Here is a 25,791-nt window from a genome sequence, read left to right as displayed (position 1 = left end):
GCTCTTTCGGGCGTTTCGGGCTGAAGGGGGAGCGCCGGCAAAGCCGGCGTGATCGAGTGGCGCGTCACCCGCTATCAGGCGATCAAACGCGCTTGAAGACCAGCGTGCCGTTCGTGCCGCCGAACCCGAACGAATTCTTCAGCGCGACGTCGATCTTCATCTCCCGCGCGGTGTTCGCGCAGTAATCGAGATCGCAGGCCGGATCCTGATTGAAGATGTTGATCGTCGGCGGCGACACCTGATGATGCACAGCCAGTGCCGTGAACACCGACTCCAGACCGCCGGCGCCGCCCAACAGGTGACCCGTCATCGACTTCGTGGAGTTCACGACCATGTCTTTCGCGTGATCGCCGAAAGCGCGCTTGATTCCGGTCGTTTCGGCCAGGTCGCCGAGCGGCGTGGACGTGCCGTGTGCATTCAGATAATTCACCTGATCGCCATTGATGCCCGCGTTCTTCAACGCGGCCAGCATGCATCGGCGCGCGCCGTCGCCATCTTCCAGCGGCGCGGTCATGTGATAGGCGTCGCCGCTCATCCCGTAGCCGCCGACTTCCGCGTAAATCTTCGCGCCGCGCGCCTTCGCATGCTCGTACTCTTCGAGCACCATCACACCGGCGCCCTCGCCCAGCACGAAACCGTCGCGATCCTTGTCCCACGGACGGCTCGCGGTGGCCGGATCGTCATTGCGTTGCGACAGCGCACGCGCCGCCGCAAAGCCACCGATACCCAGCGGCGACACCGTCGATTCGGCACCGCCGGCGATCATCACGTCGGCGTCGCCGTATTCGATCAGGCGCGAAGCCTCGCCGATGCAATGCAAACCCGTGGTACAGGCGGTGACGATCGCGAGGTTCGGACCCTTGATGCCAAACTTGATCGACAGATGACCGGAGATCATGTTGATGATCGAGGCCGGCACGAAGAACGGCGAGATGCGGCGCGGACCGCGATTGAGCAACTCGGTTTGCGTCACTTCGATCATCGGCAAACCGCCGATGCCCGACCCGACCACGACGCCGATACGCTCGGAGTTCTCGTCGGTGACTTCGAGACCGCTGTCCTGCATCGCCTGGATGCCTGCAGCCACGCCGTAATGGATGAACGTGTCCATATGGCGCGCTTCCTTACCGGGGATGTAGTCCTCGATATTGAAGCCCTTCACCTCGCCGGCGAAGCGAGTCGAAAAGTTCGATGCGTCGAACTTGGTGATATTGGCAATACCCGACTTGCCGGCGACCAGATTGGCCCAGCCGTCGGCAACATTATTGCCAACAGGCGAAATCAGCCCCAGGCCTGTAACAACAACACGACGGCGGCTCACGGTAACCCCTTTTTCATAGATGACAAAAGCAAAAGCCACAGCGGCGACAGGAATCTGCCCTGTGTGCCCCTGTGGCTGTTAAGTCGGCAATCGCGCGAAAAGTTGCGCTGTCAACATGGCTTGCTCCCGCACGGCAAAAAGCGCCAACCCCGCCGTCGTCGACAACCGACACCACAGAGTGTCATACGCCGCCAACGCAGCAATGCAGGCGCGAATGACCTTAGGCCTTGACGTTAGCGCGAGCGTAGTCGATCGCTTGCTGAACGGTGGTGATCTTCTCGGCTTCTTCATCCGGAATTTCCATGCCGAATTCGTCTTCCAGGGCCATCACGAGCTCAACGGTGTCGAGCGAGTCGGCGCCGAGGTCGTTGACGAACGAAGCTTCGTTCTTGATTTCAGCTTCTGCAACGCCCAGTTGTTCTGCGACGATCTTCTTGACGCGCTGTTCGATATTGTCCATTACCCCTCCAAGGGAAAGAAGTTCAAAAATACGGGTGCGCGCATTTTATCAGGTTTGACCCGGCAAAAAAGGAGCGCATCGGGTTCCTGTCAAGGCATGCGCCCTACGCTTTTGCAAACGCGTCAAGGCGCGGATAGTAACCGACTTTGGTGACTACATGTACATTCCGCCGTTCACGTGCAAGGTGGTGCCGGTGATGTAACCCGCTTGCGGCGACGCAAGGAATGCGACGGCATGGGCGACATCTTCCGGGCTGCCGAGACGGCCCAGCGGAATCTGCGTTTTCAGTGCGGTTTGCTGCTCTTGCGGCAAGCTCTTGGTCATGTCCGTATCGATGAAGCCCGGCGCCACGCAATTCACCGTGATGCCGCGGCTGCCGATCTCGCGCGCGAGCGCGCGCGTCATGCCCGCGACGCCTGCTTTGGCCGCCGCGTAGTTGGTCTGGCCGGCATTGCCCGAAGAGCCCACTACAGAAGTGATGTTGATGATACGGCCACCGCGCGCCTTCATCATCGGACGCAGAACCGCGCGCGACAAGCGAAACACCGACCTCAAATTGGTGTCGATCACCGCGTCCCAATCGTCGTCCTTCATACGCATGGCGAGCTGGTCCTGCGTAATGCCGGCATTGTTCACCAGCACATGCAGCGCGCCGAATTCCTTTACCGTGCCGTCGATCAGCGCGTCCGCCGCGGCCGCATCGTTCACGTCGAGCACTGCGCCGCGACCGTTGACGCCAGCTGCGTTAAACGCTTCAGTGATCGCCGCAGCGCCGCTTTCGCTGGTCGCGGTGCCGATTACTGTCGCGCCCCGGCGCGCCAGTTCCATCGCGATGGCGCGGCCGATGCCGCGCGAGGCGCCCGTCACGATTGCGATCTGCTTGTCGAGAGTCTTTTCCATCTTTGGTCCGAATGCCCTTCGGGGGGCTGATTGATTGCTGATGCCGTTGCGCGAGGCGACCGTTCAGCGCCCGTTTCCGGCGCTGGCGGTACCCGTTGGCTTCAGCCTGCCGTCACGAGCTTGAGCGTTTCTTCGAGCGACGCCGGATCGAACACGGACGCGCCGACCAGCTTGCCGTCGATGCGCTTGGTCAAACCCGCAAGGACCTTGCCAGGACCGCACTCGATCACGTGCGAGACGCCTTGCGCGGCCATCGCCTGAACGCTCTCGACCCAGCGCACCGCTCCGGCCGCCTGGCGCACCAGCGCGTCCTTGATGCTGGCCGGATCGTCGACCACCGCGACGTCGACGTTGTTGATGACCGGAATCGCCGGCACTTGCACATCGACGCTCGCCAGATACTCGCGCAGTTGATCCGACGCCGGCTTGAGCAGCGACGAGTGGAACGGCGCCGAGACCGGCAGCGGCAATGCGCGCTTGGCGCCCTTCGCTTTGGCGAGCTCGCAAGCCTTGTCGACGGCGGTCTTGTGGCCCGCGATCACGACTTGCGCCGGCGCATTGAAATTCACCGCTTCAACGATACCGGCCACCGACGCTTCTGCGCAAACGGCGCATACCGTCTCGTCGTCAAGACCGAGAATCGCGGCCATGGCGCCTTGACCGACCGGCACCGCCGTCTGCATTGCCTGCGCGCGAAAACGCACGAGCGGGAGCGCATCGCGAAATGCGAGCGAGCCCGCCGCGACGAGCGCCGTGTATTCGCCAAGGCTATGGCCTGCGACGATCGCCGGCTTCGGGCCGCCTGCCTGCAGCCACGCGCGATAAATCGCATAGGCTGCGCTCAGCATGACCGGCTGGGTATTGGTAGTGAGATTCAGATCTTCGAGCGGGCCTTCGGCGATCAGCTTGCCGAGGTCCTGCTTCAGCGCGTCGGACGCTTCCTGAACCGTCTCGCGCACAATCGCGTGATCGGAGAATGCGTTGAGCATGCCGACCGATTGCGAGCCCTGTCCAGGAAAAACGAACGCAAATTTCATATCGTCCCCAAAATCGATTTAGTCAGATGTGGGTGGCGCGCGTCGCCCGCAGCACGCCAGCGCGCGGGCGACGCGCGCAGCGCCGCTCGATGCTTACGGCGCTCAGTAACGGATGACGGACGCGCCCCACGTGAAGCCGCCGCCGACGCCTTCGATCAGCACGTTCTGGCCGCGCTTGATGCGGCCGTCGCGTACGGCGACGTCGAATGCGAGCGGAATGGACGCAGCCGACGTATTGCCGTGCTCGCCCACCGTGACGACCATGCGCTCCTGCGGCAAGCCGAGCTTGCGGCAGGTGCTTTGCATGATGCGGATGTTGGCTTGATGCGGAATCAGCCAGTCGATCTGCTGCGCAGTCAGATTGGCTTTCTCGAGCGCCTCGACCGCGACTTTTTCGAGCACGTTGACGGCGAGCTTGAACACCGCCTGCCCGTCCATATGCAGAAACGCGCTGCCGGCCACCACGCCGCCGTTCACGTTGCCCGGCGTGCAGAGAATATTCGAATGGCTACCGTCGGCGTGCAATGCGTTCGAGAGCACGCCCGGTTCTTCGGACGCCTGCAGGATCACCGCGCCGGCGCCGTCGCCGAACAGCACGCAGGTAGTGCGGTCGTTGAAATCGAGAATGCGCGAGAAGGTTTCCGCGCCGATCACGAGCGCCGTGCGATGCTGGCCGCTACGAATGAAGCTGTCCGCCGTCGCGACCGCGTAGGCGAATCCAGAACAGACGGCCTGCACGTCGAACGCGGCGCCATGGTTCCTGATGCCGAGTTTGTTCTGCAACAGGCAGGCGGTGCTCGGAAACACGAAGTCCGGCGTGGACGTTGCGACGATGATCAGATCGATGGATTGGGGGTCGATATCCGCCGCTTCGATCGCGCGCTGCGCCGCGATTAAAGCGAGATCGCTCGTCGTGACATCAGGCTCGGCAAAGTGGCGTGCGTGAATGCCCGTGCGCGCCACGATCCACTCGTCGCTCGTCTCGACGCCTCGCGTGGCCAGACGTTCGGCCAGATCCTGGTTGGTGACGCGCCCAGGCGGCAGATAGCTGCCGGTACCGAGCACGCGGGAATAAATTGTCGATTGAGCCATTATGCCTTCGAGGATTGCGCAGCGTAGGGCTCGGCCGGCTGGCCTGCGATCGGGCTTGCGTGACCCGCACCGCTTGCGTCGCGCGCCGCCTGTTCCAGAGAACCCGCGTTCTCTTCCATTGCTCGCGCAAGGCGCTCCAGCACGCCGTTTTTGACGGCATCATACCCGCGTTTGATAGCCCACTCAAACGCATAGGCGTCCGCCGAACCATGGCTCTTGATCACCAGTCCGCGTAGGCCGAGCAGCGCGGCACCGTTGTACTGCCGATGATCGACACGCTTCTTGAAACGCATCAATACCGGCAACGCGAGCACCGCCATCACCTTGGTGAGCCATGATCGGCCAAACTCTTCCTTGATGATGTTGGACAGCATCTGCGCTAGACCTTCCGACGTCTTCAGCGCGACATTGCCGACGAAACCGTCGCAGACGATCACGTCGACCGTGCCTTTGAAGATGTCGTTACCTTCGACGTTGCCGTGAAAATTCAGTGTACTCGCGCGCAGCAGTTCGCCGGCGCGTTTGATGGTGTCATTGCCCTTGATGACTTCTTCGCCGATGTTCAGCAGCCCGATGGTGGGTCGCTCGCGACCTTCCAGCGCGGACACGAGCGCGTGCCCCATCTCCGCGAACTGCAGCAGGTGCTGCGGCTCGCAGTCGACGTTGGCGCCCAGGTCGAGCATCATCGTATAGCCATTGGGATTGGGCAGCGCCGACGCAATAGCCGGGCGCTCGATGCCCGACAGCGTCTTCAGCACGTATCGCGAGACGGCCATCAGCGCGCCGGTGTTGCCGGCCGAAATGCAGGCTTGCGCCTCGCCTTCCTTGACGCGGTTCAACGCCACGCGCATCGACGAATCTTTTTTCTTGCGCAGCGCGACCTCGACCGGATCGTCCATCGCAACGATCTCCGTAGCGGGGACGACGGTCAGCGCCGGCAGGTCCTGAGCCCTCAACTTCTTCAGATGCGCACGAATCGCACTCTCAATGCCGACGAGCAACAGCTGTGCGTCGGGATGCGAACGGACGAAGTTGACGGCAGCGGGAACGGTCACGGACGGGCCGTGGTCGCCTCCCATGCAATCTATCGTGAGCTTTACTGTCATGGAGTGCGACGAATTTCAGGCGCCCTGCATGGGATACCAGTAAGCGCTAAAGCGCCAACTGCGATCGACACAAAAAAGCGGCAGTTGAATGCCGCCTTTTTGCCGAGCCGGGAAAATGTCAAGCGAGCCGATCGTCACGCGAAACGCCGAACGGCGCAACGCAGCGAAACGATTAGTCGTTCTTCGTCTTGACGACTTTCTTGCCGCGATAGTAGCCGTTCGGGCTAACGTGATGACGCAGATGCACTTCACCCGTGCTCGGTTCCACGGCCAACGGCGCTGCCGTCAGGAAATCGTGCGAACGGTGCATGCCGCGCTTGGACGGCGACTTCTTGTTTTGTTGGACTGCCATGAGTAACTCCTAAAAATTTTCCGAATTCTAACACAGCCCGACCCGGTCGCCGCCATCGGCCAAACGGCCAATGCGCCCGCATCGCGCTCCCATGCAACTGTTCAGTGCTTCTCGTCGCCCGGCTCACCGCGCTTGAGACGTTCGAGCGCCGCGAACGGATTGGGCCGCTCGGGCTCGTCGCCTTCACCGGATTCGTCCGCTGCGGCTTCATCGCCCTCGCCTTCGGCTCCAGCCACACCCGAGACAAGGCTCTCGTGCACTTCCGGACACACGTCGTGCTTGGGCACGAGCGGCAAGGAAAGCAGCAACTCTTCTTCGATCAAGTCGATCAGATCGAACTGGCGCGAGCCCACGATCACCTCGACTTCATCCTCGTCGAGCGGAAACTCTTCGGCTTGCGCCTCAGTGGCGACGATCCGGTAAGTTGCATCGACGTTGAACGCCTGCGAATACGGCTTCATGCACCGCTGACATTCAAGCCATGCAGCGCCGTGAATCGCCATCCTCAAATAAGGCTGGGGACCCTCGGTGCCGTCGTCCTGCAGTTCCGGCTGCGTCGCCCCTTCGGCTTGCCAGGTGAACGCAGTGTCGCGCTCTGGCGCTTCCGCCGGGACTTCGTTTAACATGCGCGGCAGTTGCGAGACGCGTACTACACCCGCGGCCTGGCGCCCACTCCGCGCAAATTCGAACAGATCGAGCTCATGCGGGTCGGGCAGACCTGCAGGGTTGCCAGGATGTTGAGTCATGTGCGCTCCTGCCTCGGCAGATTTCGCCGGGATAAACCGCCAGGTTGATCGGTGTGCAGACAGCCCGCGAAGCCTGCGGCGGCACGCCCGAGTACGTTCGCTCGGGTAAGTTCGATCGAACTCGCCATGACCCGCATAGCGCCAGCATACCGATGAAAAGCCCGAGATCATATCCGTTTTGTCTTTTTGAGTCAAACACTTAAGCCCGTACGCGCGCGAGTTCCCCGCAGCCGCGTTCGCCCCGCCTCCCTAGCCGTCGGTTGACCATGCCAGATTCCTCCAAACGCCCGCCACGCCTCGTTCTGGCGTCGAGTTCGCCGTATCGGCGCGAGTTGCTCCAACGCCTGCGCGTGCCGTTCGATGTCGTCGTACCCGCGGTCGATGAAACGCCGCTCGCCGGCGAAACCCCCGTAGTCACCGCATTGCGGCTTGCCGAAGCCAAAGCCCGCGCCGTCGCGAGCGCCATCGATGCGGACACCGCACTGGTGATCGGCTCCGACCAGGTTGCCACTTACGACGGCCTGCAGATCGGCAAACCCGGTTCGCACGAAAATGCGCTGGCCCAACTGCGGGCGATGCGCGGCCGCGAAGTGCTGTTCCATAGCGCGCTATGTCTGTTTGACAGCGCGTCCGGCACAGCGCAAACCGTCGACGTGCTGACGCGCGTACAGTTTCGCCACTTGCCCGACTCCGCGCTGGAGGCCTATCTGCGCGCCGAAACGCCGTACGACGTCGCAGGCAGCGCCAAGTCCGAAGGGCTTGGCATCGCGCTGCTCGAAGCCATCCATTCCGACGATCCCACCGCGCTTGTCGGCCTGCCGTTGATCGCACTGTCGCGCATGTTGCTGACAGCCGGTTATCCACTTCTGGGGACATCATGAGCGGCACGCTCTACCTGATACCGAACACCCTCGGCGAAGGCGACGCCGCCACGCTCGACGCCGTCCTGCCCGCCCCGGTGCGGGCGCGCGCCGCATCACTGCACTATTACATCGGCGAAAACGCCAAAAGCACCCGTGCATTCCTGAAGAAAGTCGGCGCCGAGCGGCCGATCCAGGAAATCGAGATCCGGGAACTGAACGTCAATACGCCGGCGGTCGACATCGACAAGCTGCTGGCGCCGCTCGTTGCAGGCACCGACGCTGGGCTCGTCTCGGAGGCCGGCTGTCCGGCGGTCGCGGACCCCGGTGCGTTGCTCGTGCGCCGCGCGCACGAGCGCGGCGTGAAAGTCGTGCCGTTGGTCGGGCCGAGTTCGATTCTGCTGGCCTTGATGGCTTCGGGGCTCAACGGGCAGAGCTTCGCGTTTCACGGCTACTTGCCGGTCGATCCCGCCGAACGCGCGGCCCGTCTGCGGGACCTGGAACAGCAGTCGCGCAAAGCCAGGCAGACGCAGATTTTTATCGAGACGCCTTACCGAAATCGCCCGCTGCTCGATACGTTGCTGGGGACGTGCGCGCCATCGACGCGCCTGTGCGTTGCAGTCGACCTGACGCTGCCGACGGAAACCATCGCCAGTCATAGTGTGGCCGACTGGAAGAAGAAGCCGCCAATCGACCTGCATAAACGGCCCGCTATTTTCCTGATGCTGGCGTTCTAACGGCAGACCTGCTTGAGTCCGTCAGACGGATAACGCCCCGCTCACCGCAAACCGAACTTCCCGCCCAGCGCCATCGCATGAACGGCACCGCTGCCAACGGCCGCGCCGAATTTGCGCGCGACGCGATCCGTGATGCTCTCTTTCACGGTGTAATCGACGATGTCTGGCGCCTTGAACAGTTCACGCGCCACGTAGTCGGTGTCGCCGAACCCATCGGCGAGACCCAACTGCACGCTTTTCTGCCCGGTCCAGAATAGCCCGGAGAACATGTCGGGTGTTTCATGCAGACGCTTGCCGCGGCCCTGACGCACCGCGTCGATGAATTGCGCGTGGATCTGATCCAGCATGTCCTGCGCGTGTTGGTCCATCTTCGGCGTTTCGGGTGAGAACGGATCGAAAAAACCCTTGTTTTCACCCGACGTGTGCAGCCGACGCTGAATCCCCAGTTTGTCCATCAGGCCGGTGAAGCCGAAGCTGTCCATCAGCACACCGATCGAACCAACGATGCTCGCCTTGTCCACGTAAATCTTTTCCGCCGCCGCGGCGGCGTAGTAGCCGCCCGACGCGCACATGTCCCCCACCACGGCATACAGCGGGATCGACGGGTATTTGCTGCGCAAGCGCCGGATTTCGTTATAGATGATGCCAGCCTGCACAGGACTGCCGCCGGGGCTGTTGCAGCGCAGGATCACGCCGGCCGTGCCCGAGTCGTCGAACGCGCTGTCCAAGGCCGTGTTGACGTCTTCGGCGTTCGCATTGGTGTCCGCGGAAATTTCGCCGTCCAGTGTCACCATGGCTGTGTGGCGGCCCGTGACGGCGACCCGGTCGCCGGAAAAAGTGAGCGCCAGCCATACCAGCAGCATCAGCACGATCAGGAATACAAAGCGGAAGAAAATCTTCCAGCGCCGCGCCGAGCGCTGCTCGGTGATTGCCGCTAGCGCGATGCGTTCGAGCGCCGCCCTCTCCCAACCGGGTTCGTCGGAGGACGTGCGCGCACGGCCGGTCATGGCTGGGTCCTTCGGCTCAGGAGTCAAATTGTCGGACATGCGTGCTGTGCAAAGGGATGGGAAGAGTCAGGGCGCGGCAGGACGCAGTTCGCCGTCAGGCAACCAGAACACGGCCCGGCCCTCCGGCGTGTCGCGCTCCTCGACGTGGACCGGACGCAATCTGCCGCCGCGGCAGGGGCCCCCGACACATTTGCCGGTATCGGGCGCGTAGATCGCGCCGTGTGTAGCGCACATCAAGTATAAACCGGACGACTCGAAGAACTGTCCCTCGGCCCAATCCAGTTCCATCGGCACGTGCGCGCAGCGGTTCAGGTAACCGTAGGCCCGGCCCTCGTAGCGAACGAAAAACACCACGACATCGCCGCCGGCAAGCTGCGCGGCGCGGCCGGCCCCACGTCCGCGGCCGGGTCCGCGCTCATGCGTTCTCTCGCAGCCAGCCGGATAGCGCGCTGACGCTAGATGCGACGAATTTGGGCGCAAGTGCGCTCAGCGAGCCGGCCGGATGCGCGCCGTAAGTCACGCCGATGCCCGCAACGCCCGCGTTGATCGCCATCTGCAGGTCGTGCGTGGTGTCGCCGACCATCACCGTGCGCACCGGATCCTGCCCCAGTTCGCGCGTCAGCTCGTGCAGCATCGCGGGATGCGGTTTCGAGAAGGTCTCGTCGGCACAGCGCGTGCCGTCGAACAGGCTCGTCAGGCGTGCCTGGTCGAGCGCGCGGTTCAACCCGACGCGGCTCTTGCCCGTCGCCACAGCGAGCAGATAGCCCTCATCGCGCAAATCGCGCAGCATCTCGCGCACCCCGGCGAACAGTTCGGTGGTCTGATCCTTTACCAGGTAATGGAAGCGGTAACGCTCGGAGAGTCGCGGATAGTCGGCCGGATCTAGGGTGGGCGCGGCGAGCTGCAGCGCTTCGCGCAGGCCCAGACCGATCACGTAGCTCGCGGCTTCGTCGGCGGGAACCGGCAAGCCGAGATCGCGGCAGGCCGCCTGGATGCTGCGGGTGATGTGTGCCGTCGAATCCATCAGCGTGCCGTCCCAGTCGAAAACGATCAGGTCAAATTGCTCTCTAGCCATGCGGTGTCGTCTCCGGGGTTGACCCATTTCGTCGTTCGTTGAGCTGCGCGATGAAGCTGCGGCATTCGGCGGGCATTGGCGCCTCGAATTGCAGCGGCGCGCCGGTGGCCGGATGCGTCAGTTTGAGCCGGTACGCGTGCAGAAACATGCGTTTCAGACCCGGTTTGGCGTTGGCACGCGCCAGCGCCTTGTTCAGCGCGAAGTCGCCGTATTTGGCATCGCCCACGATCGGCAGTTCCAGATGCTGCAAATGGACGCGAATCTGATGCGTGCGGCCTGTCTTCAGCTCCGCCTCGAGCAGCGCGTACTCGGGCCAGCTGTCGATCAGATTGAAAACGGTGTGCGAAGCCAGCCCGTCGTCCTGCACGCGCACGCGGCGCTCGCCGTCCGCCGTCAGGTACTTGTGCAGCGGCACCTTGACCGCGCGGCGGCGGCCCCAGTCGCTCGCCCACTCGCCGTGCACGCAAGCATAGTAGCGCTTGTCCATCTGGTTCTCGCGGATCTGCTCGTGCAGATTCACGAGCGCCGCACGTTTCTTGGCGAGCATCAGGATACCGGACGTCTCGCGATCCAGCCGATGCACCAGTTCGAGGAATTTCGCCTGCGGCCGCGCTTCTCGCATCTGCTCGATGACGCCGAACGCGACGCCGCTGCCGCCATGGACCGCAACGCCGGCCGGCTTGTCGATGACGAGCAGGTGATCGTCTTCGAAAATGATCGGGAAGTTCGCGCTCGGTACGCTCGCGTAGGCTGCCGCTTCATTCGGTTGCGCGACGCGAATGGGCGGCACGCGCACCAGGTCGCCGAGTGCAAGACGGTACTGCGCATCTATCCGGCCCTTATTTACGCGCACTTCGCCGCTGCGCAGAATGCGGTAAATGTGGCTCTTGGGCACGCCCTTACAGACGCGCAACAAGAAATTGTCGATGCGCTGTCCGGCCGCGCTGTCGTCGATCTCCAGGACCGAGACCTGGTCGCTTGCGACCGATTTCTGGGATTTTTTGCCTAACTCTTTCATTCTGAATATAATTTGCCCAGCAGTCTGCGGCGGCCGGCGCAGTGACCGGAATTCGGGCGGACTGCGCAGGTGCAAGCGATAAACGTCTATTTTACTTGCGCCGGGGTCTGGTTGCTCACCCTCAATTTGAGATGCAACGAGTTGCACGCACGAAGTCAGTACCCGGCAGGGACGGCGCCCACAGGCGCGTTCGGTCAAGGTCGGCTTCCACGGTAACGGAATTTTGGTAAAAAAGAATTTAACCTTCAGCTTCGGTATCGGGCGGTGTGACGCCCTGCTTGACGAAGCTGCGGGTTGCGAAAATACGGCGTGCGCCCGAGGCGTCTTGTAGAAAGTACAAGACATGGCGACGTCAAAATGAGGCGAGACACCCCCAGCAGGAAAAGACGCGCCGCCTGCGCGAACTTCCCGCTGCGGCACGACCGCAACCTTCGACCTTCCGGTCACGCGCCCAGTTGGCGCACCGGCGAGAGGGCCAAAGGCTGACGAGGGTCTGCCGGCAGAACCCGCGGCGTGTCGGGTCGTTATTTGAAGCCGTGTTCGCATGTGCCCTGCGGCACCGCGCCCATTCGTCAATGGGCCGGGCCCTCTCAGGCAATTCTCCCGCCAGATTTCCCGCTCCAGCGTGTTCGTGAAAACACTATAAAGCGCGGCATGCGCGTGCCTCTTCGCTTTCGCGGCTGACACCCGCGCAGCAGGGGCAGCCTGAGCCGCTCTGGAGTCGTTCAATGAAACGCATGTTGTTCAATGCGACGCAGCAGGAAGAACTGCGCGTCGCCATCGTCGATGGGCAAAAACTCATCGATATCGACATCGAAACCGCCGGCCGCGAACAGCGCAAAGGCAATATTTACAAAGGCATCATTACCCGTATCGAGCCGTCGCTCGAAGCCTGTTTCGTCAACTACGGCGAAGACCGCCACGGCTTCCTGCCGTTCAAGGAAGTCGCGCGCCAGTACTTCCGCGACGGCGTCGACATGCGCTCCGCGCGCATTCAGGACGCGCTGAAGGAAGGGCAGGAACTGATCGTTCAGGTCGAAAAAGAAGAGCGCGGCAACAAGGGCGCGGCGCTGACCACGTTCATCTCGCTCGCCGGCCGGTATCTCGTCCTGATGCCGAACAACCCGCGCGGCGGTGGCGTGTCGCGCCGGATCGAAGGCGACGACCGTCAGGAACTGCGCGAAACCATGGCGCAACTGCAATTGCCCGAAGGCATGAGCATCATCGCGCGCACGGCCGGCATTGGCCGCAGCGCCGAAGAACTGCAGTGGGACCTGAACTACCTGATGCAGCTGTGGCGCGCGATCGAAGCCGCGTCGCAGAGCGGTTCGAGCGGCCAGCCGATGCTGATCTATCTCGAATCGAGCCTCGTGATCCGCGCGATTCGCGACTATTTCCAGCCGGATATCGGCGAAATCCTGATCGACACCACCGAAATCCATGACCAGGCCCGCGCCTTCATGGACATCGTGATGCCGGACAACGTCGGCAAGGTCAAGCGCTACCACGACGACGTGCCGCTCTTCTCGCGTTTCCAGATCGAACACCAGATCGAAACGGCGTACTCGCGCACGGTGCCGCTGCCTTCGGGCGGTGCGATCGTGATCGACCACACTGAAGCGCTGGTCGCGATCGACGTGAATTCGGCGCGCGCCACCAAGGGCGCGGACATCGAGGAAACGGCCGCGCGCACCAACCTCGAAGCCGCCGACGAAGTCGCCCGCCAGCTGCGCCTGCGCGATCTGGGCGGCCTGATCGTGATCGACTTTATCGACATGGAGTCGGCCAAGAGCCAGCGCGAAGTCGAGCAGCGCCTGAAAGACGCGCTCAAGCACGACCGCGCACGCGTCCAGATGGGCAAGATCTCGCGCTTCGGCCTGATGGAACTGTCGCGGCAGCGTCTGCGCCCGGCCTTGTCGGAAGGCAGCCATGTGACTTGCCCGCGCTGTAACGGCACGGGCCACATCCGCGACACCGAATCGTCCGCGCTGCAAGTGTTGCGGATCATTCAGGAAGAAGCGATGAAGGAAAACACCGCGGCGATCCATTGCCAGGTGCCGGTCGAAGTGACCGCCTTCCTGTTGAATGAAAAGCGTGCCGAAATCAACAAGATCGAGTCGCGTTTCAAGGTCAATGTCGTACTGATTCCGAACAAGCACCTCGATACGCCGCATTACAAGCTCGAGCGCCTGCGTCACGACGACGCGCGCCTCGACGAGCCGCGCGCTTCATGGAAGATGGCCGAAGAAGCGGCCCACGAACTGGAATCCGAAACCGGTTACAGCAAGCGCACCGAGGAAGTGAAGCCGAAGCAGGAAGCGGCGGTCAAGGGCATCACGCCTGAAAAGCCGGCGCCGAGCGCGCCGGTGCGCCCGGTGGAGGCCCCGGCTCCGGTCGCGGTGCCGTCGGCGAGCGGCGGTTTCATCGGCTGGCTGAAGAATCTGTTCGGCATGCAGCCGGCCGTACCGGCGCCTGTCGTGCCGGCAGCAACCGAGAAACAGGTGCGTGCACAACGCGGCGAGCGTGCGGAGCGCGGCGAGCGCACCGGCGAACGCGGCGGCGAGCGCAATCGCAACCGCCGTGGCGGCGCGCCTGGCCGCGACGCGGCGGCTCGCGGCGAAGGCACGAGCGGTGGCCGTCAGGCTCAGGGCCAGCAGCCGTCGCAGCGTCGCGAAGAGCGCGAACCGCGTGAAGGTCGCGACGTGCGTGAAGCACGCGAAGGTCGTGAACCCCGCGAGGCTCGCGAGCCGCGCGGTAATCGTGAAGCGCGTGAGCCGCGTGAGGCCCGCGAGGGCCGTGAACCGCGTGAAGCACGCGAGCCGCGTGAGGGTCGCGAACCACGTGAAGGTCGCGAAAACCGTGAACGCGACAGTCGCGCTGCCGAGCGCGCCGAAACCGTGGAAGGCCCGGCGCGCGCAGAGCGCGGTGAACGTCCGGAACGCGGTGAGCGCCGCGAACGGGGCGAGCGCGGCGAACGACGCAAGCCGCAAACCGAAACTACCGATGCCCTGACGACGCAAGCCGAAGCCCAACCGGCAGACGAACTGGCGCGCAGCCAGGTCGCGCTGGGCGAAAGCGGCGCACCGGTCGATCAGGAAGCGGTAGCACGTGACGGTGAGGAGCGCCGTCGTCGTCGCCGTGGCCGTCGCGGTGGCCGTCGCGAGCGTGAAGAGGACCTCAACGGCAACCTCGCAGCAGATGTCGCGGAAGCCGAAGGCGAGAACCTTAGCGTCAGCGACGACGCACCGTTGCGCGCGGCTCAACAGCCGGTCGAGCATCAAGCGGAAGTCCGCGAAGCGGACCAGGTGACGCCGGTGGAAGTCGTGGTCGCGGCTGTTGCAACGGAAACCGCCGTCGTGACGGAGTTGCACGCAGCAACCGAAACCCCCGCTCTGGCCGCCGAGCTGGCTGCAAAAACGGAAACGACCGTGCCGTTCGACCAGGCGCCGGTCACGCCGGCCGCGGTTGAGCCTGCAGCGGCGGAACCGGTCGTGGAAGCGCCGGTCGCACAAGCGGCCGTTGCACACGCGCCTGTCGTCGAAACCCGGGTCGCACACGCGCCTGTCGTCGAAACCCCGGTCGCACATGCGCCTGTCGTGGAAACGCCGGTCGCGCAAGCGCCGGTTGCCGAAGCGCCGGTGGCAGAAGCCACTCCGGGCGCCAGCGAGACCGCTCGTGTGATCGAACCGCTCGCGCCTGTCGAAGCGCCGGCACAAGGGCATCGCGAAGCCGCAGCAGCGCAAGCGCCGACCGCTTCGCCTGCTGGCGAGAGCGTGGCTCCGGCGGCGGTGATCGAAGCACCGGCGCACACGCCGGCGCCGCAAGCCGAAACGGTCGAAGTGCAGCCGGTCCACGCCGAAACCGCAGCGCAGCAAGCTGCCGTCGAGCCTGCGCCAGTGGCCGCAGCGCAGCAGCCGGCACAGCCGCGCGGCGGCGCGGTGTCGGCGGAAGCCCTGAAGCCGGTGCTGGAGCAGGCAGGTCTCGTGTGGGTGAACACCGACACCGAGAAATGGCGTGCCGCGCAGGAAGCCGCTGCGCAGACCGTCAAGCCGGCCCGCCCGGTGCGTGAGCGCAAACCGCTGCCGCCCGTCGAGAGCGCGCCAATGCAACAGGTGGAAACCGGCAAGCACCCGCAGTAAGCTGCCCGTCGCACCCAGAAAGCCCGCCCTCATCGGCGGGCTTTTTTCTTGTACGGACAGAAACGGCAAGCCGGGCGCACCGCGCGATGCCGCTTCGGGACCCGGGAAGGCCGGGAGCCGGCTGCATCAAAAACATTTCCGATAGAATGAAGACTTGGCTGTTCCATTAGAGAAGCACCCGGAAGACGCACCTCATGTCCCGACGCATCATCCCAGTTGCCGACCTCAGCGCGGCGCCGGTTATCGCCGGCCCCATGCAGACGCCAAGTGGCGTACTGCACGACACGCTGTCGCGTCCACTACGGGACCTGCGCATTTCGGTGACGGACCGCTGCAATTTTCGCTGTGTCTACTGCATGCCGCGCGCCGTCTTCGACAAGGACTACGCGTTCCTCCCGCATAGCGCATTGTTGAGCTTCGAGGAAATCGAACGCCTGGCACGGCTGGCCATCGCACATGGCGTCGAAAAGATTCGGCTGACGGGTGGCGAGCCGCTATTGCGCAAAAACCTCGAATTCCTGATTGAGCGGCTCGCGCAATTGAACACCCCGGCCGGCCGCCCTCTCGATCTGACGCTGACCACCAACGGCTCCTTGCTGGAGCGCAAGGCCCGTAGCCTGAAAGATGCTGGGCTGACGCGCGTCACCGTCAGTCTCGACGCGCTCGACGACACCCTGTTTCGCCGCATGAACGACGCCGACTTCGCGGTCGCCGACGTGCTGGACGGCATCGCCGCGGCGCAGGCGGTGGGGCTCGCGCCGCTCAAGGTCAACATGGTCGTCAAGCGCGGCACCAACGACGGCGAAATATTGCCGATGGCGCGGCACTTCAAAGGCTCGGGCACGGTGCTGCGCTTTATCGAATACATGGACGTGGGCACGTCCAACGGCTGGAACATGGCAGAAGTGTTGCCGTCGGCGGACGTCGTCGCGCGTATCGCCGAGCACTTCCCGCTGGTGCCGCTCGAAGCGCACAGCGCTGCGGAGACCGCGCAGCGCTGGGGTTACGCGGACGGTGGCGGGGAAATCGGCGTGATTTCGAGTGTCACCCGCGCGTTTTGCGGCACGTGTACGCGCGCACGCCTGTCGACCGAAGGCAAGCTGTACTTGTGCCTGTTCGCATCGGCCGGACATGACCTGCGCGCGTTGCTGCGCAACGGCGCGAGCGATGCCGAGATCGCCACAGTCATCGCGGAAATCTGGCAAGGCCGCGGCGACCGCTATTCGCAACTGCGCGGTAGCCACACGGCCGACTCGGGCGAGCACGCTGGTCGCCGGGTCGAAATGTCGTACATCGGCGGCTGAGCGGCCGGCGCATGCCAATCCCGCGTGAACAGATCACCGGCCTGCTGCTCGCCGGCGGTCGCGGCATGCGCATGGGCGGGCTCGACAAGGGCCTGCAGACGCTGCACGGCGAGCCGCTCGCCGTGCACGTGCTGCGGCGCCTCGCGCCCCAAACCGGCGCGCTGCTGATCAGCGCCAACCGCCATCCCGACACCTATGCCGCGCTCGGTGCGCCATTCGGCGCCGCCATCGTGGCCGATACGCTGCCCGGTTTCCCGGGACCGCTAGCGGGCCTGCTCGCCGGGCTGCGCGCGAGCGCGACGCCGTATCTCCTGAGCGCACCGTGCGACTCCCCCTGGCTTCCCGCCGATCTCGCCGCGCGCCTCGCGCACGCGCTGGACGGGAACCAGGCCGACATCGCCACCGCCGTCACCGTCGCCGCCAACGGCAACACCTCCCTTCATCCCGTCTTCGCGCTGCTGCGCACCGGTCTCGCGGACGATCTCGCCGCGTTCCTGGCCGCAGGCGAGCGAAAAGTCCGCGCGTGGTACGCACGCCACAGCACGGTGGAAGTCGTCTTTACCGACGAGCGAGCGTTTTACAATGCCAACTCGTTACAAGAACTCGCCGACCTCGAACGCAATCGAGGCCCCGGTTGATGTCCGGCCGGCCGCACGGCAGCCCCCGCGGCCGTCCCCGGTCGCGACGCCCAGCCCTTCATGACCACGCTTAACGAATTTTCCCGCTGCGTCGCGCAATACGACCCTCACGCGCTCCCCGTTTCGGCCGCCCAGGCGATTGTTCGCCAGTGGGCGGCACCGGTGACGGCCGTGGAACGCGTGGCGTTGCGGGATGCGCTCGGCCGAGTGCTGGCGGCCGACATCGTGTCGCCGATCGACGTTCCTTCGCATGACAATTCCGCGATGGACGGCTACGCGTTCAACCGCGCGGCGCTGGCAACGGGAGGCTCGGGCATCGCGCTGACGGTGATCGGCAAGGCATTGGCCGGTCATCCGTTCGCGGGTCGCGTCAACGCCGACCAATGCGTGCGCGTGATGACCGGCGCGTGCATGCCCGCGGACTGCGACACGGTCGTGCCGCAGGAACTGGTCGAGCGCAGCGCGGATGCTGGTTCGATCCGCTTTGCGGCAAACGCCGTAGCGGCCGGCGCGAACCGCCGCCTCGCGGGCGAAGATCTCGCGCGCGGGCATGCCGCCCTGCGGGCTGGCCGCATCGTGCAGGCAACGGACCTCGGGCTGCTGGCATCGCTCGGGATTGGCGAAGTGAACGTGCGGCGGCGCTTGCGGGTCGCGTTCTTTTCCACCGGCGACGAATTGCGCTCGCTCGGCGAGCCGCTCGATGCAGGCTGCGTGTACGACAGCAACCGCTACACGCTGTTTGCCATGCTGCGGCGCCTGAACGTCGACGCGCTGGATCTCGGCGTGGTGTGCGACGAGCCCGCCGCGCTGGATGCCGCGTTGCGCAGCGCCGCGGCGAGCGCCGACGTGGTGTTGACCTCCGGCGGCGTATCGGTGGGCGAGGCGGATTTCACGAGGCAACTGCTGCAAAGCTTCGGCGACGTCGCGTTCTGGAGTCTGGCGATGCGCCCGGGGCGACCTCTGGCGTTTGGCCGCATCTGGTCCGGCGCGCGGCCGGGCGCGGGGCAGCCGGCAATATTCTTCGGCTTGCCGGGTAACCCGGTTGCCGTGATGGTGGCGTTCTATCAGATCGTGCGAGAAGTGCTGCTGCTGATGTCGGGAGCAACGCCCGGCCCGCTGCCGACGATCCACGCGACGAGCCGCCAGGCCATCCACAAACGCGCCGGCCGCACCGAATTCCAGCGCGGCGTCGCGCAGCAGGACCGGCACGGGCAGTGGCACGTCACGCCGACCGGCTCGCAAAGCTCGGGCGTGCTGAGTTCGATGAGCGAAGCCAATTGCTTTATCGTGCTCGGACACGACGAAGGCGCAATCGGCGAGGGAGAACGCGTCGCGATCATGCTTTTCGACGGTCTCGTATAACGCTTGCATCGACAGCCGCTTAGAGCTGTCGCATTACTACTACGACAACGACAGACGGGTTGGACCACATGAAAAAACAGATATCGTTCATTGCGCCTGGACAGACGGCTAAAGCACTTATTCTCGTGTATCTGACTTTCTCGGTGCCGATCGTGCTGCTGGGCGTACTGGTCGCGTTCATACGCTACGGCTCGGTGGAACTGAGCACGGTATTCAGTGCGCTGCTGCTGAACGCGATTCTCGGCTTCGTGCTGCTATGGATCGCCTGCCATGCATACAACTGGGTGGCCTCGCGCTTCGGCGGCATCGAAATTCATCTGACGGACGCGCCGGAAGAGGCATAACGCCCTTGGCGGTTGGCGCCGCCGCGCTGGCGGAGCGGCGCCGGCTTCGCTGATCCAGGAACGGGCGCAGTCCGGGGGTCCCACGCACGTCCTTGTTGCGACGCAAGCGGCCTGGCTCGACGCGCGCCGCCGCGCGCGGCCGTCGATGCGAGCGCTGCTGGCGCAAGACGCGCGACACATCGGCTGCAAGCTCATTGCTCGTCGGGGTCCACGCTCGACAGCGCATCGCCGAGCAGACCGCTCGCCGCCTCCCCCGGCAAAGCCTCGACGTCACGCAGCTTGCGGCTCATCGCGCGCGTGCGGGTTTCCGCCGCTTCGATCGAACGCGTGACGGTTTCCAGCTGCGCCTTGGTCTTCGCCAGCACATCGCCGAATTTGCCGAACTCCGTTTTCACCGCGCCGAGCACCTGCCACACTTCGCTCGAACGCTTTTCGATTGCGAGCGTGCGAAAGCCCATTTGCAAACTGTTGAGCAACGCGGTCAGCGTGGTCGGTCCCGCGATCGTCACGCGATAGTCGCGTTGCAGCAGATCCGTGAGCCCGGGCCGGCGCAGCACTTCCGCATACAGGCCTTCGGTTGGCAGAAACAGCAGCGCGAAGTCGGTGGTGTACGGCGGCGCCACATACTTCTCGGCTATCGCACGCGCCTCCGCGCGAATCCGCGCTTCCAGCGCGCGGGACGCTTCTTCGACCGCGACCGGATCGACTCGCTCCTGCGCTTCGATCAGACGCTCGTAGTCTTCGCGCGGGAATTTGGCGTCGATCGGCAGCCACACGGGCGAGGCCGCCGTGCCCTGCTCCGCGCGTCCCGGCAAGCGAATCGCGAACTCGACACGCTCCGTGCTTTTGGGCACCGTGGCGACGTTCTTCGCGTATTGATCGGCCGTGAGCAATTGTTCGAGCAACGCTTCGAGCTGCACTTCGCCCCACGTGCCACGCGTCTTGACGTTGGTGAGCACCTTCTTCAGATCGCCGACGCCGGCCGCCAGCGTTCGCATCTCGCCCAGGCCGCTATGCACCTGTTCGAGCCGGTCGGACACCAGCTTGAACGATTCGCCCAGACGCTGTTCGAGCGTGGCGTGCAGTTTTTCGTCGACGGTGCGGCGCATTTCTTCGAGCTTGGCCGAGTTGTTCGCCTCGATATCCTTCAACCGCTGTTCGATGGTCGCGCGCACTTCGGCGAAGCGCCGGTCGTTCGCCTCGGTGAGGTGTCCTAACTGCAGGCTCAGCGTGTCGCCGAACTGTTTCAGCGTGCGGGCCTGTTCATCGCGCGCCTGCTGGGCTTGCGCGTGCAGACTGTGACGCACCGCGTCCAGTTGCTGCGCGAAACCGTCGATCTTGCCGCTTTGCACCGTGGTCATGCTGCTGAACTGCGCGGCGAGCGTCTGTTGAAAGTGCGCGAAGCCGCCGCTCTGCTCGGCGCGCGACACGCGCGCGGTCTCGGCGATGTCGTTGCGCAGCTGCCGTTCGAGGCGCTCATACGCGTGTGCTTGCGTGTGCGCGGCGACATCGATGCGTTCGTTCAGTAGTTCGAACTGCTCCCGGTCGTCCGCGCGGGTCTGAGCCCGCACCAGTAGCGCCACCGTGATCACCAATGCGACCGCCAGCACCGCGACCGCCGCCACGAGAAGCGTCATCATGAACGGGCCTTGCCGATCACCTGCGGGTTGATCGGATTCGGCGGCTGGCCGGCGCGCGGCCCTTCGCCCAGCGCGGCGATCAGGTTGTCCGCAGCGAGGTTCGCCATTGCGCGGCGCGTAGCCTCGGTCGCGCTCGCAATATGCGGCGTGAGCACGACGTTCGGCACATTCAGCAGCTCGGGGTTCAGATGCGGCTCGCCTTCGAACACGTCCAGACCGGCCGCCGCGATCTGCTTGGTGCGCAGCGCGTGGGCCAGCGCCGCGTCGTCGACGATGCCGCCGCGGGCGATGTTGGTGAGCGTTGCGGTCGGTTTCATCAGCGCGAGTTCGGCCGCGCCGATCGTGTGATGGCTTTGCGTGGAGTACGGCACGACCAGCACGACATGATCGGCGCGGCGCAACAGGTCCTGCTTCGACACATGTTGCGCATTCAGCTCGGCCTCGATCTGCGGCGCCACGCGCGAGCGGTTGTGATAGAGCACCGGCATGTTGAAGCCCTTCGCGCGACGCGCAAGCGCCTGGCCGATCCGGCCCATGCCGATCACGCCGAGCGTGGAGCCGTACAGATCGTTGCCCAGAAAGCCGTCGTAGCTCCACTTCTGCCATTTACCCGCGCGCAGCCAGTGCTCCGATTCGGCGATGCGGCGCGCCGCGGCCATCATCAGCGCCCAGCCGAAGTCGGCGGTCGACTCGTTCAGCACGTCCGGCGTGTTGGTGCCGAGCACGTTGGCGGCGTTGAACGCAGCCATGTCGAAGTTGTTATAGCCCACCGCCATGTTCGCCACCGCGCGCAGACGCGGCGCGGCTGCCAGAACGCTGGCGTCGATCGGCTCGCCCGCGGTCAGCGCGCCGTCCTTGTCTGCGAGACGGCGTTTCAGTTCGTCGGCGGGCAGCACGTCGCCCTGATTGCAGTCGACGTCGAAATACTGTTTGAGCCGGTCGATCACATCGGGAAAGATCGAGCGGGCGACGAGGATCTTCTGCATTGCAATTCTCCGTATAGCGCGTCGATCGCAGTTGCGCCGGCGCGGAAATCAGCCTTAGAAAAACAGCCAGCCAGTGAGCGCGAAGAGCGGCAGCAGCACGACGCCGGACCAGCCCATGAAGGCGAAAAAACCCGGCATGCGAACGCCGCCCGACTGTGCAATTGCTTTCACCATGAAGTTCGGCGCGTTGCCGATATACGTGTTCGCGCCCATGAACACCGCGCCCGCCGAAATGGCGGCGAGCGTCGTCGCGCCGGTGGTCATCAAGGTCTGCGCATCGCCGCCGGCCAGGTTGAAGAACACCAGATAGGTCGGCGCGTTGTCGAGAAAGGAAGACAACAGGCCGGTCGCCCAGAAGTACATGATGTCGCGCGGTTGGCCGGCGGGATCGTTGACCAGATGGACGATGCCCGCGAACGCGCCCGCCTCGCCGGCGCGCAGGATCATGATCACCGGCGCGATGGTCACGAAGATGCCGGCGAACAGTTTCGCCACTTCCTGAATCGGCGCCCAGTTGAAGTCATTGCCCGCACGCGCCGCTCGCGGCGTCAACACGAGCGAGAGCACCGTGACCGCAATGAGCGCGACGTCGCGCACCGCATTCTGTAACGCGACGTGCGTGCCGAACACGTCGAACCTCACCGCAGGCCGCCACAGCCCGCTCATCAGCACGAGTGCAATCACGGCCGCCAGCAGCAGAAAATTGATCTTGCCGTCGATGCCGCGCGGCGCGCCCTCGGGCGTCGGATCGAGAAAGGGCGAGCGCTCCTCTTCACGCTGATGAAAGTAATACGAGTCGAGCGCATAGAAACCGGCCAGCAGCGCGGTGCTGACGAACAGCATCGGCAGCGCCAGGTGCATCGTGGTCCAAAAAAAGCTGACGCCTTCGAGGAAGCCCAGAAAGAGCGGCGGGTCGCCCAACGGCGAGAGCGAACCGCCCACGTTTGCCACCAGAAAAATGAAGAATACGACCACATGGACCGTGTGCCGGCGATTGTCGTTGGCGCGCAGCAGCGGACGGATCAGCAGCATCGCCGCACCGGTCGTGCCCATCACGCTGGCGATCAACGTGCCGAACGCGAGAATCGCCGTGTTCACGCGCGGCGTGCCGTGCAGATTGCCGCGCACGCAGATGCCGCCCGCGACCGTGTACAGCGCCGTCAGCAGCACGATAAACGGAACGTACTCGGCAAGCATTGCATACGCCAGTTCGGAGAACGCCTCGTGCACGCCGAAGCTGAGCGCGAATGGCACCAGAAAGGCGAGTGCCCACGCAGCCGCGATCTTGCCAAAATGGTGATGCCAGAACGCGGGCGCGACCAGCGGCAATACCGCGATCGACAGCAGCACGCCCGCGAACGGCAGCCCCCATAGCGCCGAGAGACGCGCGCCGTCGAGGGTCGACGCGCACGCCGGTTGCGACCACGCGGCCAGCATCAATGCGCCGGCGAGCGACATCCTCGCCCACGCGGGATGACGATTCATATTCCTGAATTCCTTTTTTAGCGAGCATTGCGAGTGGCCAGGCGCGCGTGGCAGAGCGGCCACCGTACTCGCTCAGGCACCCTGCACGACGATCACATGCACCCGATACGGGCCATGTGCGCCGAGCACGATGGTCTGTTCGATATCGCCGGTGCGCGAAGGCCCGGAGACGAAATTGACGGCGCGGGGCAGTTCGCCGCGCTCTTTGCGCATCAGCGCGAACGCTTCCTCATGTCCGGCGACGATGCGCGAAGCCGGCACGATGGCAATGTGCGTTTCCGGCAGGAGGCCGGCTGATGCGTAGGTTTGCGGCCCGGACAGCAGCACGAGGGTGCCGGTCTCGGCGGTGGCGCAGAAACAGCCGGTGAGACCGACCACGTCGCCGTCTTGCGGCTTGCGAAATTCGACTGAAAGTCCGGCCTCGGCCCACTGGAGGTCTTGCAACGTTTGCCACGCGATGGCCTGCAGGGGCAAGCCATGCTGCGTGAGATAGCGGTGCGCGGCGGCCGGCACCTCGGCGAGCGTCTGAACGATGTCGACCGTGCTCGCCATTCTTTGCGCTTCTTCAATGAAGCGCGCGCCCAGGTCGGCCGGCATCTCCGGGCGCGGACCGGCGGGATGGCGCGCCAGATAATCCGCCGCGACCTCGCGCTCGGCCGTGGACGGCTCAGGCTCGCGCCCTTGCGCCGCGCGAATGCGCGCGAGGATGTTGCGGCGGGCAATCGATGTGTCCATATGCGAAATCCTCATGTCGACAGCCGTGCGAAGTGACGAGGATTATACCGGCCGCCCTGCGCGCGAACACCCTGGCCAAACGGCCCATTGCGAGGCGGCGCCCGCGCGTTCAAAGTGATGGTCACGCGAGCCGTTACATGAACCCGGAGTGGTGCGCGAAGCGGGTTACTGTGCCGCTTCGTCTTCGGGCTGGGCGATGCCGAACACCTGGCGCAAGTAGGCGAGATAGGCCCTGTCCTCGCACATGTTCTTGCCCGGCGAATCGGACAGCTTCGCCACCGGCTGACCATTGCAGCGAACCATCTTGATGACGATCTGCAGCGGGTTGTAGCCCAGGTCGTTGGTCAGGTTCGTGCCGACGCCGAAGGCCAGCTTGCAGCGGCCGCGAAAGCGCTCATAGAGTTGCAGGACCTTCGGAATGTCGAGCGCGTCGGAGAACACCAGGACCTTGGTGCGCGGGTCGCAGCGGTTTGCCTCGTAGTGCCTGAGCAGGCGCTCGCCCCAGTCGAACGGATCGCCGGAATCGTGGCGCGCGCCGTCGAACAGCTTGCAGAAGTACATGTCGAAGTCGCGCAGGAAAGCCTGCATGCCGTACACGTCGGACAGCGCGATACCCAGGTCGCCGCGATATTCCTTGGCCCACATCTCGAAGCCGAAGATCTGCGAATCGCGCAGCCGCGGGCCGAGCGCCTGGCACGCCTGCAGGTATTCATGCGCCATTGTGCCGAGCGGCGTGAGGCTGTGCTTCATCGCGTAGAAGACGTTGCTGGTGCCGGCGAACTGCTCGCCCAGACCGTCTTTCAGCGTGAGAATCACTTCCTCGTGCCATTGCTTGGAGAAGCGGCGGCGCGTGCCGTAGTCGGCGATCTTGCAGTCGGCGAATTCGGAACGCGCGCCCAGCAATTGCATCTTCTCGACGAGGCGGCCGCGCCCTTCGCTGTAGTCGGGGGTTTGCTGCGTGTTGCGGAAGTAGACTTCGTTGACGATGGCGAGCATCGGGATCTCGAACAGGATCGTATGCAGCCAAGGCCCCTTGATCTCGATGTCGATTTCGCCATTGCCCTTAGGCGACGGTTCGATGGATATGTATTTCTCGTTCAGATGAAACAGCGCGAGAAACTCGATGAAGTCGCCCTTGATGAAGCGCATGCGCCGCAAGTACTCGAGTTCGTCGTCGGTGAAGCGCAGTTCGCAGAGCTCGCGCACTTCGTCGCGAATCTCGCCGATATACGGCACCAGATCGACATTCGGCGTGCGGCAGCGGAAACGGTATTCCACGTTCGCAGCGGGGAAATGATGCAAGACCACTTGCATCATCGTGAACTTGTACAGATCGGTATCGAGCAGCGAAGTAATGATCATGATGGTGCGAACTGGACCGCTGAAGAAACGAAAAGGCCCGACTCAAAGGCCCGACTCACCCGCGCGTGTGCGGCGCCCCTACGCG

General features: G+C 64.3%; 23 protein-coding genes and 1 pseudogene. 7 read left to right on the top strand and 17 right to left on the bottom strand.

Going from position 1 to position 25,791, the window contains the following annotated elements; translation table 11 throughout:
- Positions 1 to 82 precede the first annotated feature (82 nt).
- From fabF to ABQJ48_RS04620, 8 genes are all read right to left on the bottom strand, one after another.
- Positions 83 to 1,321 carry a beta-ketoacyl-ACP synthase II gene (fabF, locus tag ABQJ48_RS04655; protein ID WP_367836309.1) on the bottom strand — a complete coding sequence of 413 codons (1,239 nt, stop codon included), beginning with the start codon at positions 1,319 to 1,321 and terminating at the stop codon, positions 83 to 85.
- Between the two features lie 220 nt (positions 1,322 to 1,541).
- On the bottom strand, positions 1,542 to 1,781 hold the full coding sequence (gene acpP, locus ABQJ48_RS04650) for an acyl carrier protein (protein WP_004197638.1): 240 nt from the start codon (positions 1,779 to 1,781) through the stop codon (positions 1,542 to 1,544).
- 153 nt (positions 1,782 to 1,934) lie between these two features.
- A complete protein-coding gene (gene fabG / locus ABQJ48_RS04645) occupies positions 1,935 to 2,681 on the bottom strand; it encodes a 3-oxoacyl-ACP reductase FabG (RefSeq protein ID WP_367836283.1) in 747 nt (248 codons plus the stop codon).
- A 101-nt stretch (positions 2,682 to 2,782) separates the two neighbouring features.
- A complete protein-coding gene (fabD, locus tag ABQJ48_RS04640) occupies positions 2,783 to 3,718 on the bottom strand; it encodes an ACP S-malonyltransferase (RefSeq protein WP_367836282.1) in 936 nt (311 codons plus the stop codon).
- 102 nt (positions 3,719 to 3,820) lie between these two features.
- Entirely contained in the window at positions 3,821 to 4,810 is a 990-nt protein-coding gene (locus ABQJ48_RS04635) for a beta-ketoacyl-ACP synthase III (RefSeq protein ID WP_367836280.1), read from the bottom strand.
- Entirely contained in the window at positions 4,810 to 5,916 is a 1,107-nt protein-coding gene (gene plsX / locus ABQJ48_RS04630) for a phosphate acyltransferase PlsX (protein ID WP_367836279.1), read from the bottom strand. Before plsX ends, ABQJ48_RS04635 begins: the two co-directional genes overlap by 1 nt.
- Positions 5,917 to 6,088: 172 nt before the next feature.
- Complete coding sequence (rpmF, locus tag ABQJ48_RS04625; protein ID WP_006051932.1) at positions 6,089 to 6,268, bottom strand: 50S ribosomal protein L32; 180 nt, start codon at positions 6,266 to 6,268, stop codon at positions 6,089 to 6,091.
- Between the two features lie 101 nt (positions 6,269 to 6,369).
- Positions 6,370 to 7,014 (bottom strand): YceD family protein, encoded by a 645-nt coding sequence (locus ABQJ48_RS04620; RefSeq protein WP_367836274.1) that lies wholly within the window; start codon positions 7,012 to 7,014, stop codon positions 6,370 to 6,372.
- Positions 7,015 to 7,280: 266 nt separating this feature from the next.
- Here ABQJ48_RS04620 and ABQJ48_RS04615 point away from each other — a divergent pair, with 266 nt between their 5' ends.
- Positions 7,281 to 7,895, top strand: coding sequence for a Maf-like protein (locus ABQJ48_RS04615; protein ID WP_367836273.1), 615 nt, complete (start codon positions 7,281 to 7,283; stop codon positions 7,893 to 7,895).
- A complete protein-coding gene (locus ABQJ48_RS04610; protein WP_367836272.1) occupies positions 7,892 to 8,611 on the top strand; it encodes an SAM-dependent methyltransferase in 720 nt (239 codons plus the stop codon). Before ABQJ48_RS04615 ends, ABQJ48_RS04610 begins: the two co-directional genes overlap by 4 nt.
- Positions 8,612 to 8,652: 41 nt before the next feature.
- Here the strand turns inward: ABQJ48_RS04610 and ABQJ48_RS04605 are convergent, their stop codons facing one another.
- From ABQJ48_RS04605 to ABQJ48_RS04590, 4 genes and pseudogenes are all read right to left on the bottom strand, one after another.
- Positions 8,653 to 9,657 (bottom strand): S49 family peptidase, encoded by a 1,005-nt coding sequence (locus ABQJ48_RS04605; protein WP_367836270.1) that lies wholly within the window; start codon positions 9,655 to 9,657, stop codon positions 8,653 to 8,655.
- Positions 9,658 to 9,684: 27 nt separating this feature from the next.
- Positions 9,685 to 10,017, bottom strand: a pseudogene (locus ABQJ48_RS04600) (Rieske (2Fe-2S) protein); the annotation flags it as partial.
- A 16-nt stretch (positions 10,018 to 10,033) separates the two neighbouring features.
- Positions 10,034 to 10,693, bottom strand: coding sequence for an HAD-IA family hydrolase (locus ABQJ48_RS04595; protein WP_367836269.1), 660 nt, complete (start codon positions 10,691 to 10,693; stop codon positions 10,034 to 10,036).
- Positions 10,686 to 11,711, bottom strand: coding sequence for an RluA family pseudouridine synthase (locus tag ABQJ48_RS04590; protein ID WP_367836531.1), 1,026 nt, complete (start codon positions 11,709 to 11,711; stop codon positions 10,686 to 10,688). The genes ABQJ48_RS04595 and ABQJ48_RS04590 overlap by 8 nt, the downstream gene beginning before the upstream one ends.
- Positions 11,712 to 12,439: 728 nt before the next feature.
- Here ABQJ48_RS04590 and ABQJ48_RS04585 point away from each other — a divergent pair.
- From ABQJ48_RS04585 to ABQJ48_RS04565, 5 genes are all read left to right on the top strand, one after another.
- Positions 12,440 to 15,850, top strand: coding sequence for an Rne/Rng family ribonuclease (locus tag ABQJ48_RS04585; RefSeq protein WP_367836267.1), 3,411 nt, complete (start codon positions 12,440 to 12,442; stop codon positions 15,848 to 15,850).
- Positions 15,851 to 16,044: 194 nt separating this feature from the next.
- Positions 16,045 to 17,154 carry a GTP 3',8-cyclase MoaA gene (moaA, locus tag ABQJ48_RS04580; RefSeq protein WP_367836265.1) on the top strand — a complete coding sequence of 370 codons (1,110 nt, stop codon included), beginning with the start codon at positions 16,045 to 16,047 and terminating at the stop codon, positions 17,152 to 17,154.
- Positions 17,155 to 17,165: 11 nt separating this feature from the next.
- Complete coding sequence (mobA, locus tag ABQJ48_RS04575) at positions 17,166 to 17,792, top strand: molybdenum cofactor guanylyltransferase MobA (RefSeq protein ID WP_367836264.1); 627 nt, start codon at positions 17,166 to 17,168, stop codon at positions 17,790 to 17,792.
- 60 nt (positions 17,793 to 17,852) lie between these two features.
- The gene (moeA, locus tag ABQJ48_RS04570; protein ID WP_367836262.1) at positions 17,853 to 19,154 is read left to right on the top strand and encodes a molybdopterin molybdotransferase MoeA; all 1,302 of its coding nucleotides are present in this window, start codon (positions 17,853 to 17,855) and stop codon (positions 19,152 to 19,154) included.
- A gap of 68 nt (positions 19,155 to 19,222) precedes the next feature.
- On the top strand, positions 19,223 to 19,498 hold the full coding sequence (locus tag ABQJ48_RS04565) for a hypothetical protein (RefSeq protein WP_074764961.1): 276 nt from the start codon (positions 19,223 to 19,225) through the stop codon (positions 19,496 to 19,498).
- A gap of 191 nt (positions 19,499 to 19,689) precedes the next feature.
- Here the strand turns inward: ABQJ48_RS04565 and ABQJ48_RS04560 are convergent, their stop codons facing one another.
- The 5 genes from ABQJ48_RS04560 to pncB form a co-directional block, all read right to left on the bottom strand.
- Positions 19,690 to 21,138 (bottom strand): DNA recombination protein RmuC, encoded by a 1,449-nt coding sequence (locus tag ABQJ48_RS04560; RefSeq protein WP_367836261.1) that lies wholly within the window; start codon positions 21,136 to 21,138, stop codon positions 19,690 to 19,692.
- Entirely contained in the window at positions 21,135 to 22,124 is a 990-nt protein-coding gene (locus ABQJ48_RS04555) for a 2-hydroxyacid dehydrogenase (RefSeq protein WP_367836260.1), read from the bottom strand. Before ABQJ48_RS04555 ends, ABQJ48_RS04560 begins: the two co-directional genes overlap by 4 nt.
- Before the next feature lie 54 nt (positions 22,125 to 22,178).
- Complete coding sequence (locus ABQJ48_RS04550) at positions 22,179 to 23,609, bottom strand: sodium:proton antiporter (protein ID WP_367836258.1); 1,431 nt, start codon at positions 23,607 to 23,609, stop codon at positions 22,179 to 22,181.
- 72 nt (positions 23,610 to 23,681) lie between these two features.
- The gene (locus tag ABQJ48_RS04545; RefSeq protein WP_367836257.1) at positions 23,682 to 24,344 is read right to left on the bottom strand and encodes a LutC/YkgG family protein; all 663 of its coding nucleotides are present in this window, start codon (positions 24,342 to 24,344) and stop codon (positions 23,682 to 23,684) included.
- A gap of 165 nt (positions 24,345 to 24,509) precedes the next feature.
- Positions 24,510 to 25,706 carry a nicotinate phosphoribosyltransferase gene (gene pncB / locus ABQJ48_RS04540; RefSeq protein WP_367836255.1) on the bottom strand — a complete coding sequence of 399 codons (1,197 nt, stop codon included), beginning with the start codon at positions 25,704 to 25,706 and terminating at the stop codon, positions 24,510 to 24,512.
- Between the last annotated feature and the right edge of the window lie 85 nt (positions 25,707 to 25,791).

The sequence above is a fragment of the Paraburkholderia suaedae genome, assembly GCF_040812055.1.
Lineage (GTDB): Bacteria > Pseudomonadota > Gammaproteobacteria > Burkholderiales > Burkholderiaceae > Paraburkholderia.
Note: the sequence above shows the minus strand (reverse complement) of the source record. Positions and strands in the feature narration are given on the sequence as shown.

Coding starts and splice junctions, on each gene's coding strand:
- ABQJ48_RS04585 (WP_367836267.1), top strand. CDS start 12,440: ATGAAACGCATGTTGTTCAATGCGACGCAGCAGGAAGAACTGCGCGTC.
- ABQJ48_RS04605 (WP_367836270.1), bottom strand. CDS start 9,657: ATGTCCGACAATTTGACTCCTGAGCCGAAGGACCCAGCCATGACCGGC.
- ABQJ48_RS04635 (WP_367836280.1), bottom strand. CDS start 4,810: ATGGCTCAATCGACAATTTATTCCCGCGTGCTCGGTACCGGCAGCTAT.
- ABQJ48_RS04590 (WP_367836531.1), bottom strand. CDS start 11,711: ATGAAAGAGTTAGGCAAAAAATCCCAGAAATCGGTCGCAAGCGACCAG.
- rpmF (WP_006051932.1), bottom strand. CDS start 6,268: ATGGCAGTCCAACAAAACAAGAAGTCGCCGTCCAAGCGCGGCATGCAC.
- plsX (WP_367836279.1), bottom strand. CDS start 5,916: ATGACAGTAAAGCTCACGATAGATTGCATGGGAGGCGACCACGGCCCG.
- acpP (WP_004197638.1), bottom strand. CDS start 1,781: ATGGACAATATCGAACAGCGCGTCAAGAAGATCGTCGCAGAACAACTG.
- moeA (WP_367836262.1), top strand. CDS start 17,853: ATGACCACGCTTAACGAATTTTCCCGCTGCGTCGCGCAATACGACCCT.
- ABQJ48_RS04550 (WP_367836258.1), bottom strand. CDS start 23,609: ATGAATCGTCATCCCGCGTGGGCGAGGATGTCGCTCGCCGGCGCATTG.
- ABQJ48_RS04615 (WP_367836273.1), top strand. CDS start 7,281: ATGCCAGATTCCTCCAAACGCCCGCCACGCCTCGTTCTGGCGTCGAGT.
- ABQJ48_RS04565 (WP_074764961.1), top strand. CDS start 19,223: ATGAAAAAACAGATATCGTTCATTGCGCCTGGACAGACGGCTAAAGCA.
- ABQJ48_RS04610 (WP_367836272.1), top strand. CDS start 7,892: ATGAGCGGCACGCTCTACCTGATACCGAACACCCTCGGCGAAGGCGAC.
- ABQJ48_RS04620 (WP_367836274.1), bottom strand. CDS start 7,014: ATGACTCAACATCCTGGCAACCCTGCAGGTCTGCCCGACCCGCATGAG.
- fabD (WP_367836282.1), bottom strand. CDS start 3,718: ATGAAATTTGCGTTCGTTTTTCCTGGACAGGGCTCGCAATCGGTCGGC.
- fabG (WP_367836283.1), bottom strand. CDS start 2,681: ATGGAAAAGACTCTCGACAAGCAGATCGCAATCGTGACGGGCGCCTCG.
- moaA (WP_367836265.1), top strand. CDS start 16,045: ATGTCCCGACGCATCATCCCAGTTGCCGACCTCAGCGCGGCGCCGGTT.
- ABQJ48_RS04555 (WP_367836260.1), bottom strand. CDS start 22,124: ATGCAGAAGATCCTCGTCGCCCGCTCGATCTTTCCCGATGTGATCGAC.
- ABQJ48_RS04560 (WP_367836261.1), bottom strand. CDS start 21,138: ATGATGACGCTTCTCGTGGCGGCGGTCGCGGTGCTGGCGGTCGCATTG.
- ABQJ48_RS04545 (WP_367836257.1), bottom strand. CDS start 24,344: ATGGACACATCGATTGCCCGCCGCAACATCCTCGCGCGCATTCGCGCG.
- ABQJ48_RS04595 (WP_367836269.1), bottom strand. CDS start 10,693: ATGGCTAGAGAGCAATTTGACCTGATCGTTTTCGACTGGGACGGCACG.
- pncB (WP_367836255.1), bottom strand. CDS start 25,706: ATGATCATTACTTCGCTGCTCGATACCGATCTGTACAAGTTCACGATG.
- mobA (WP_367836264.1), top strand. CDS start 17,166: ATGCCAATCCCGCGTGAACAGATCACCGGCCTGCTGCTCGCCGGCGGT.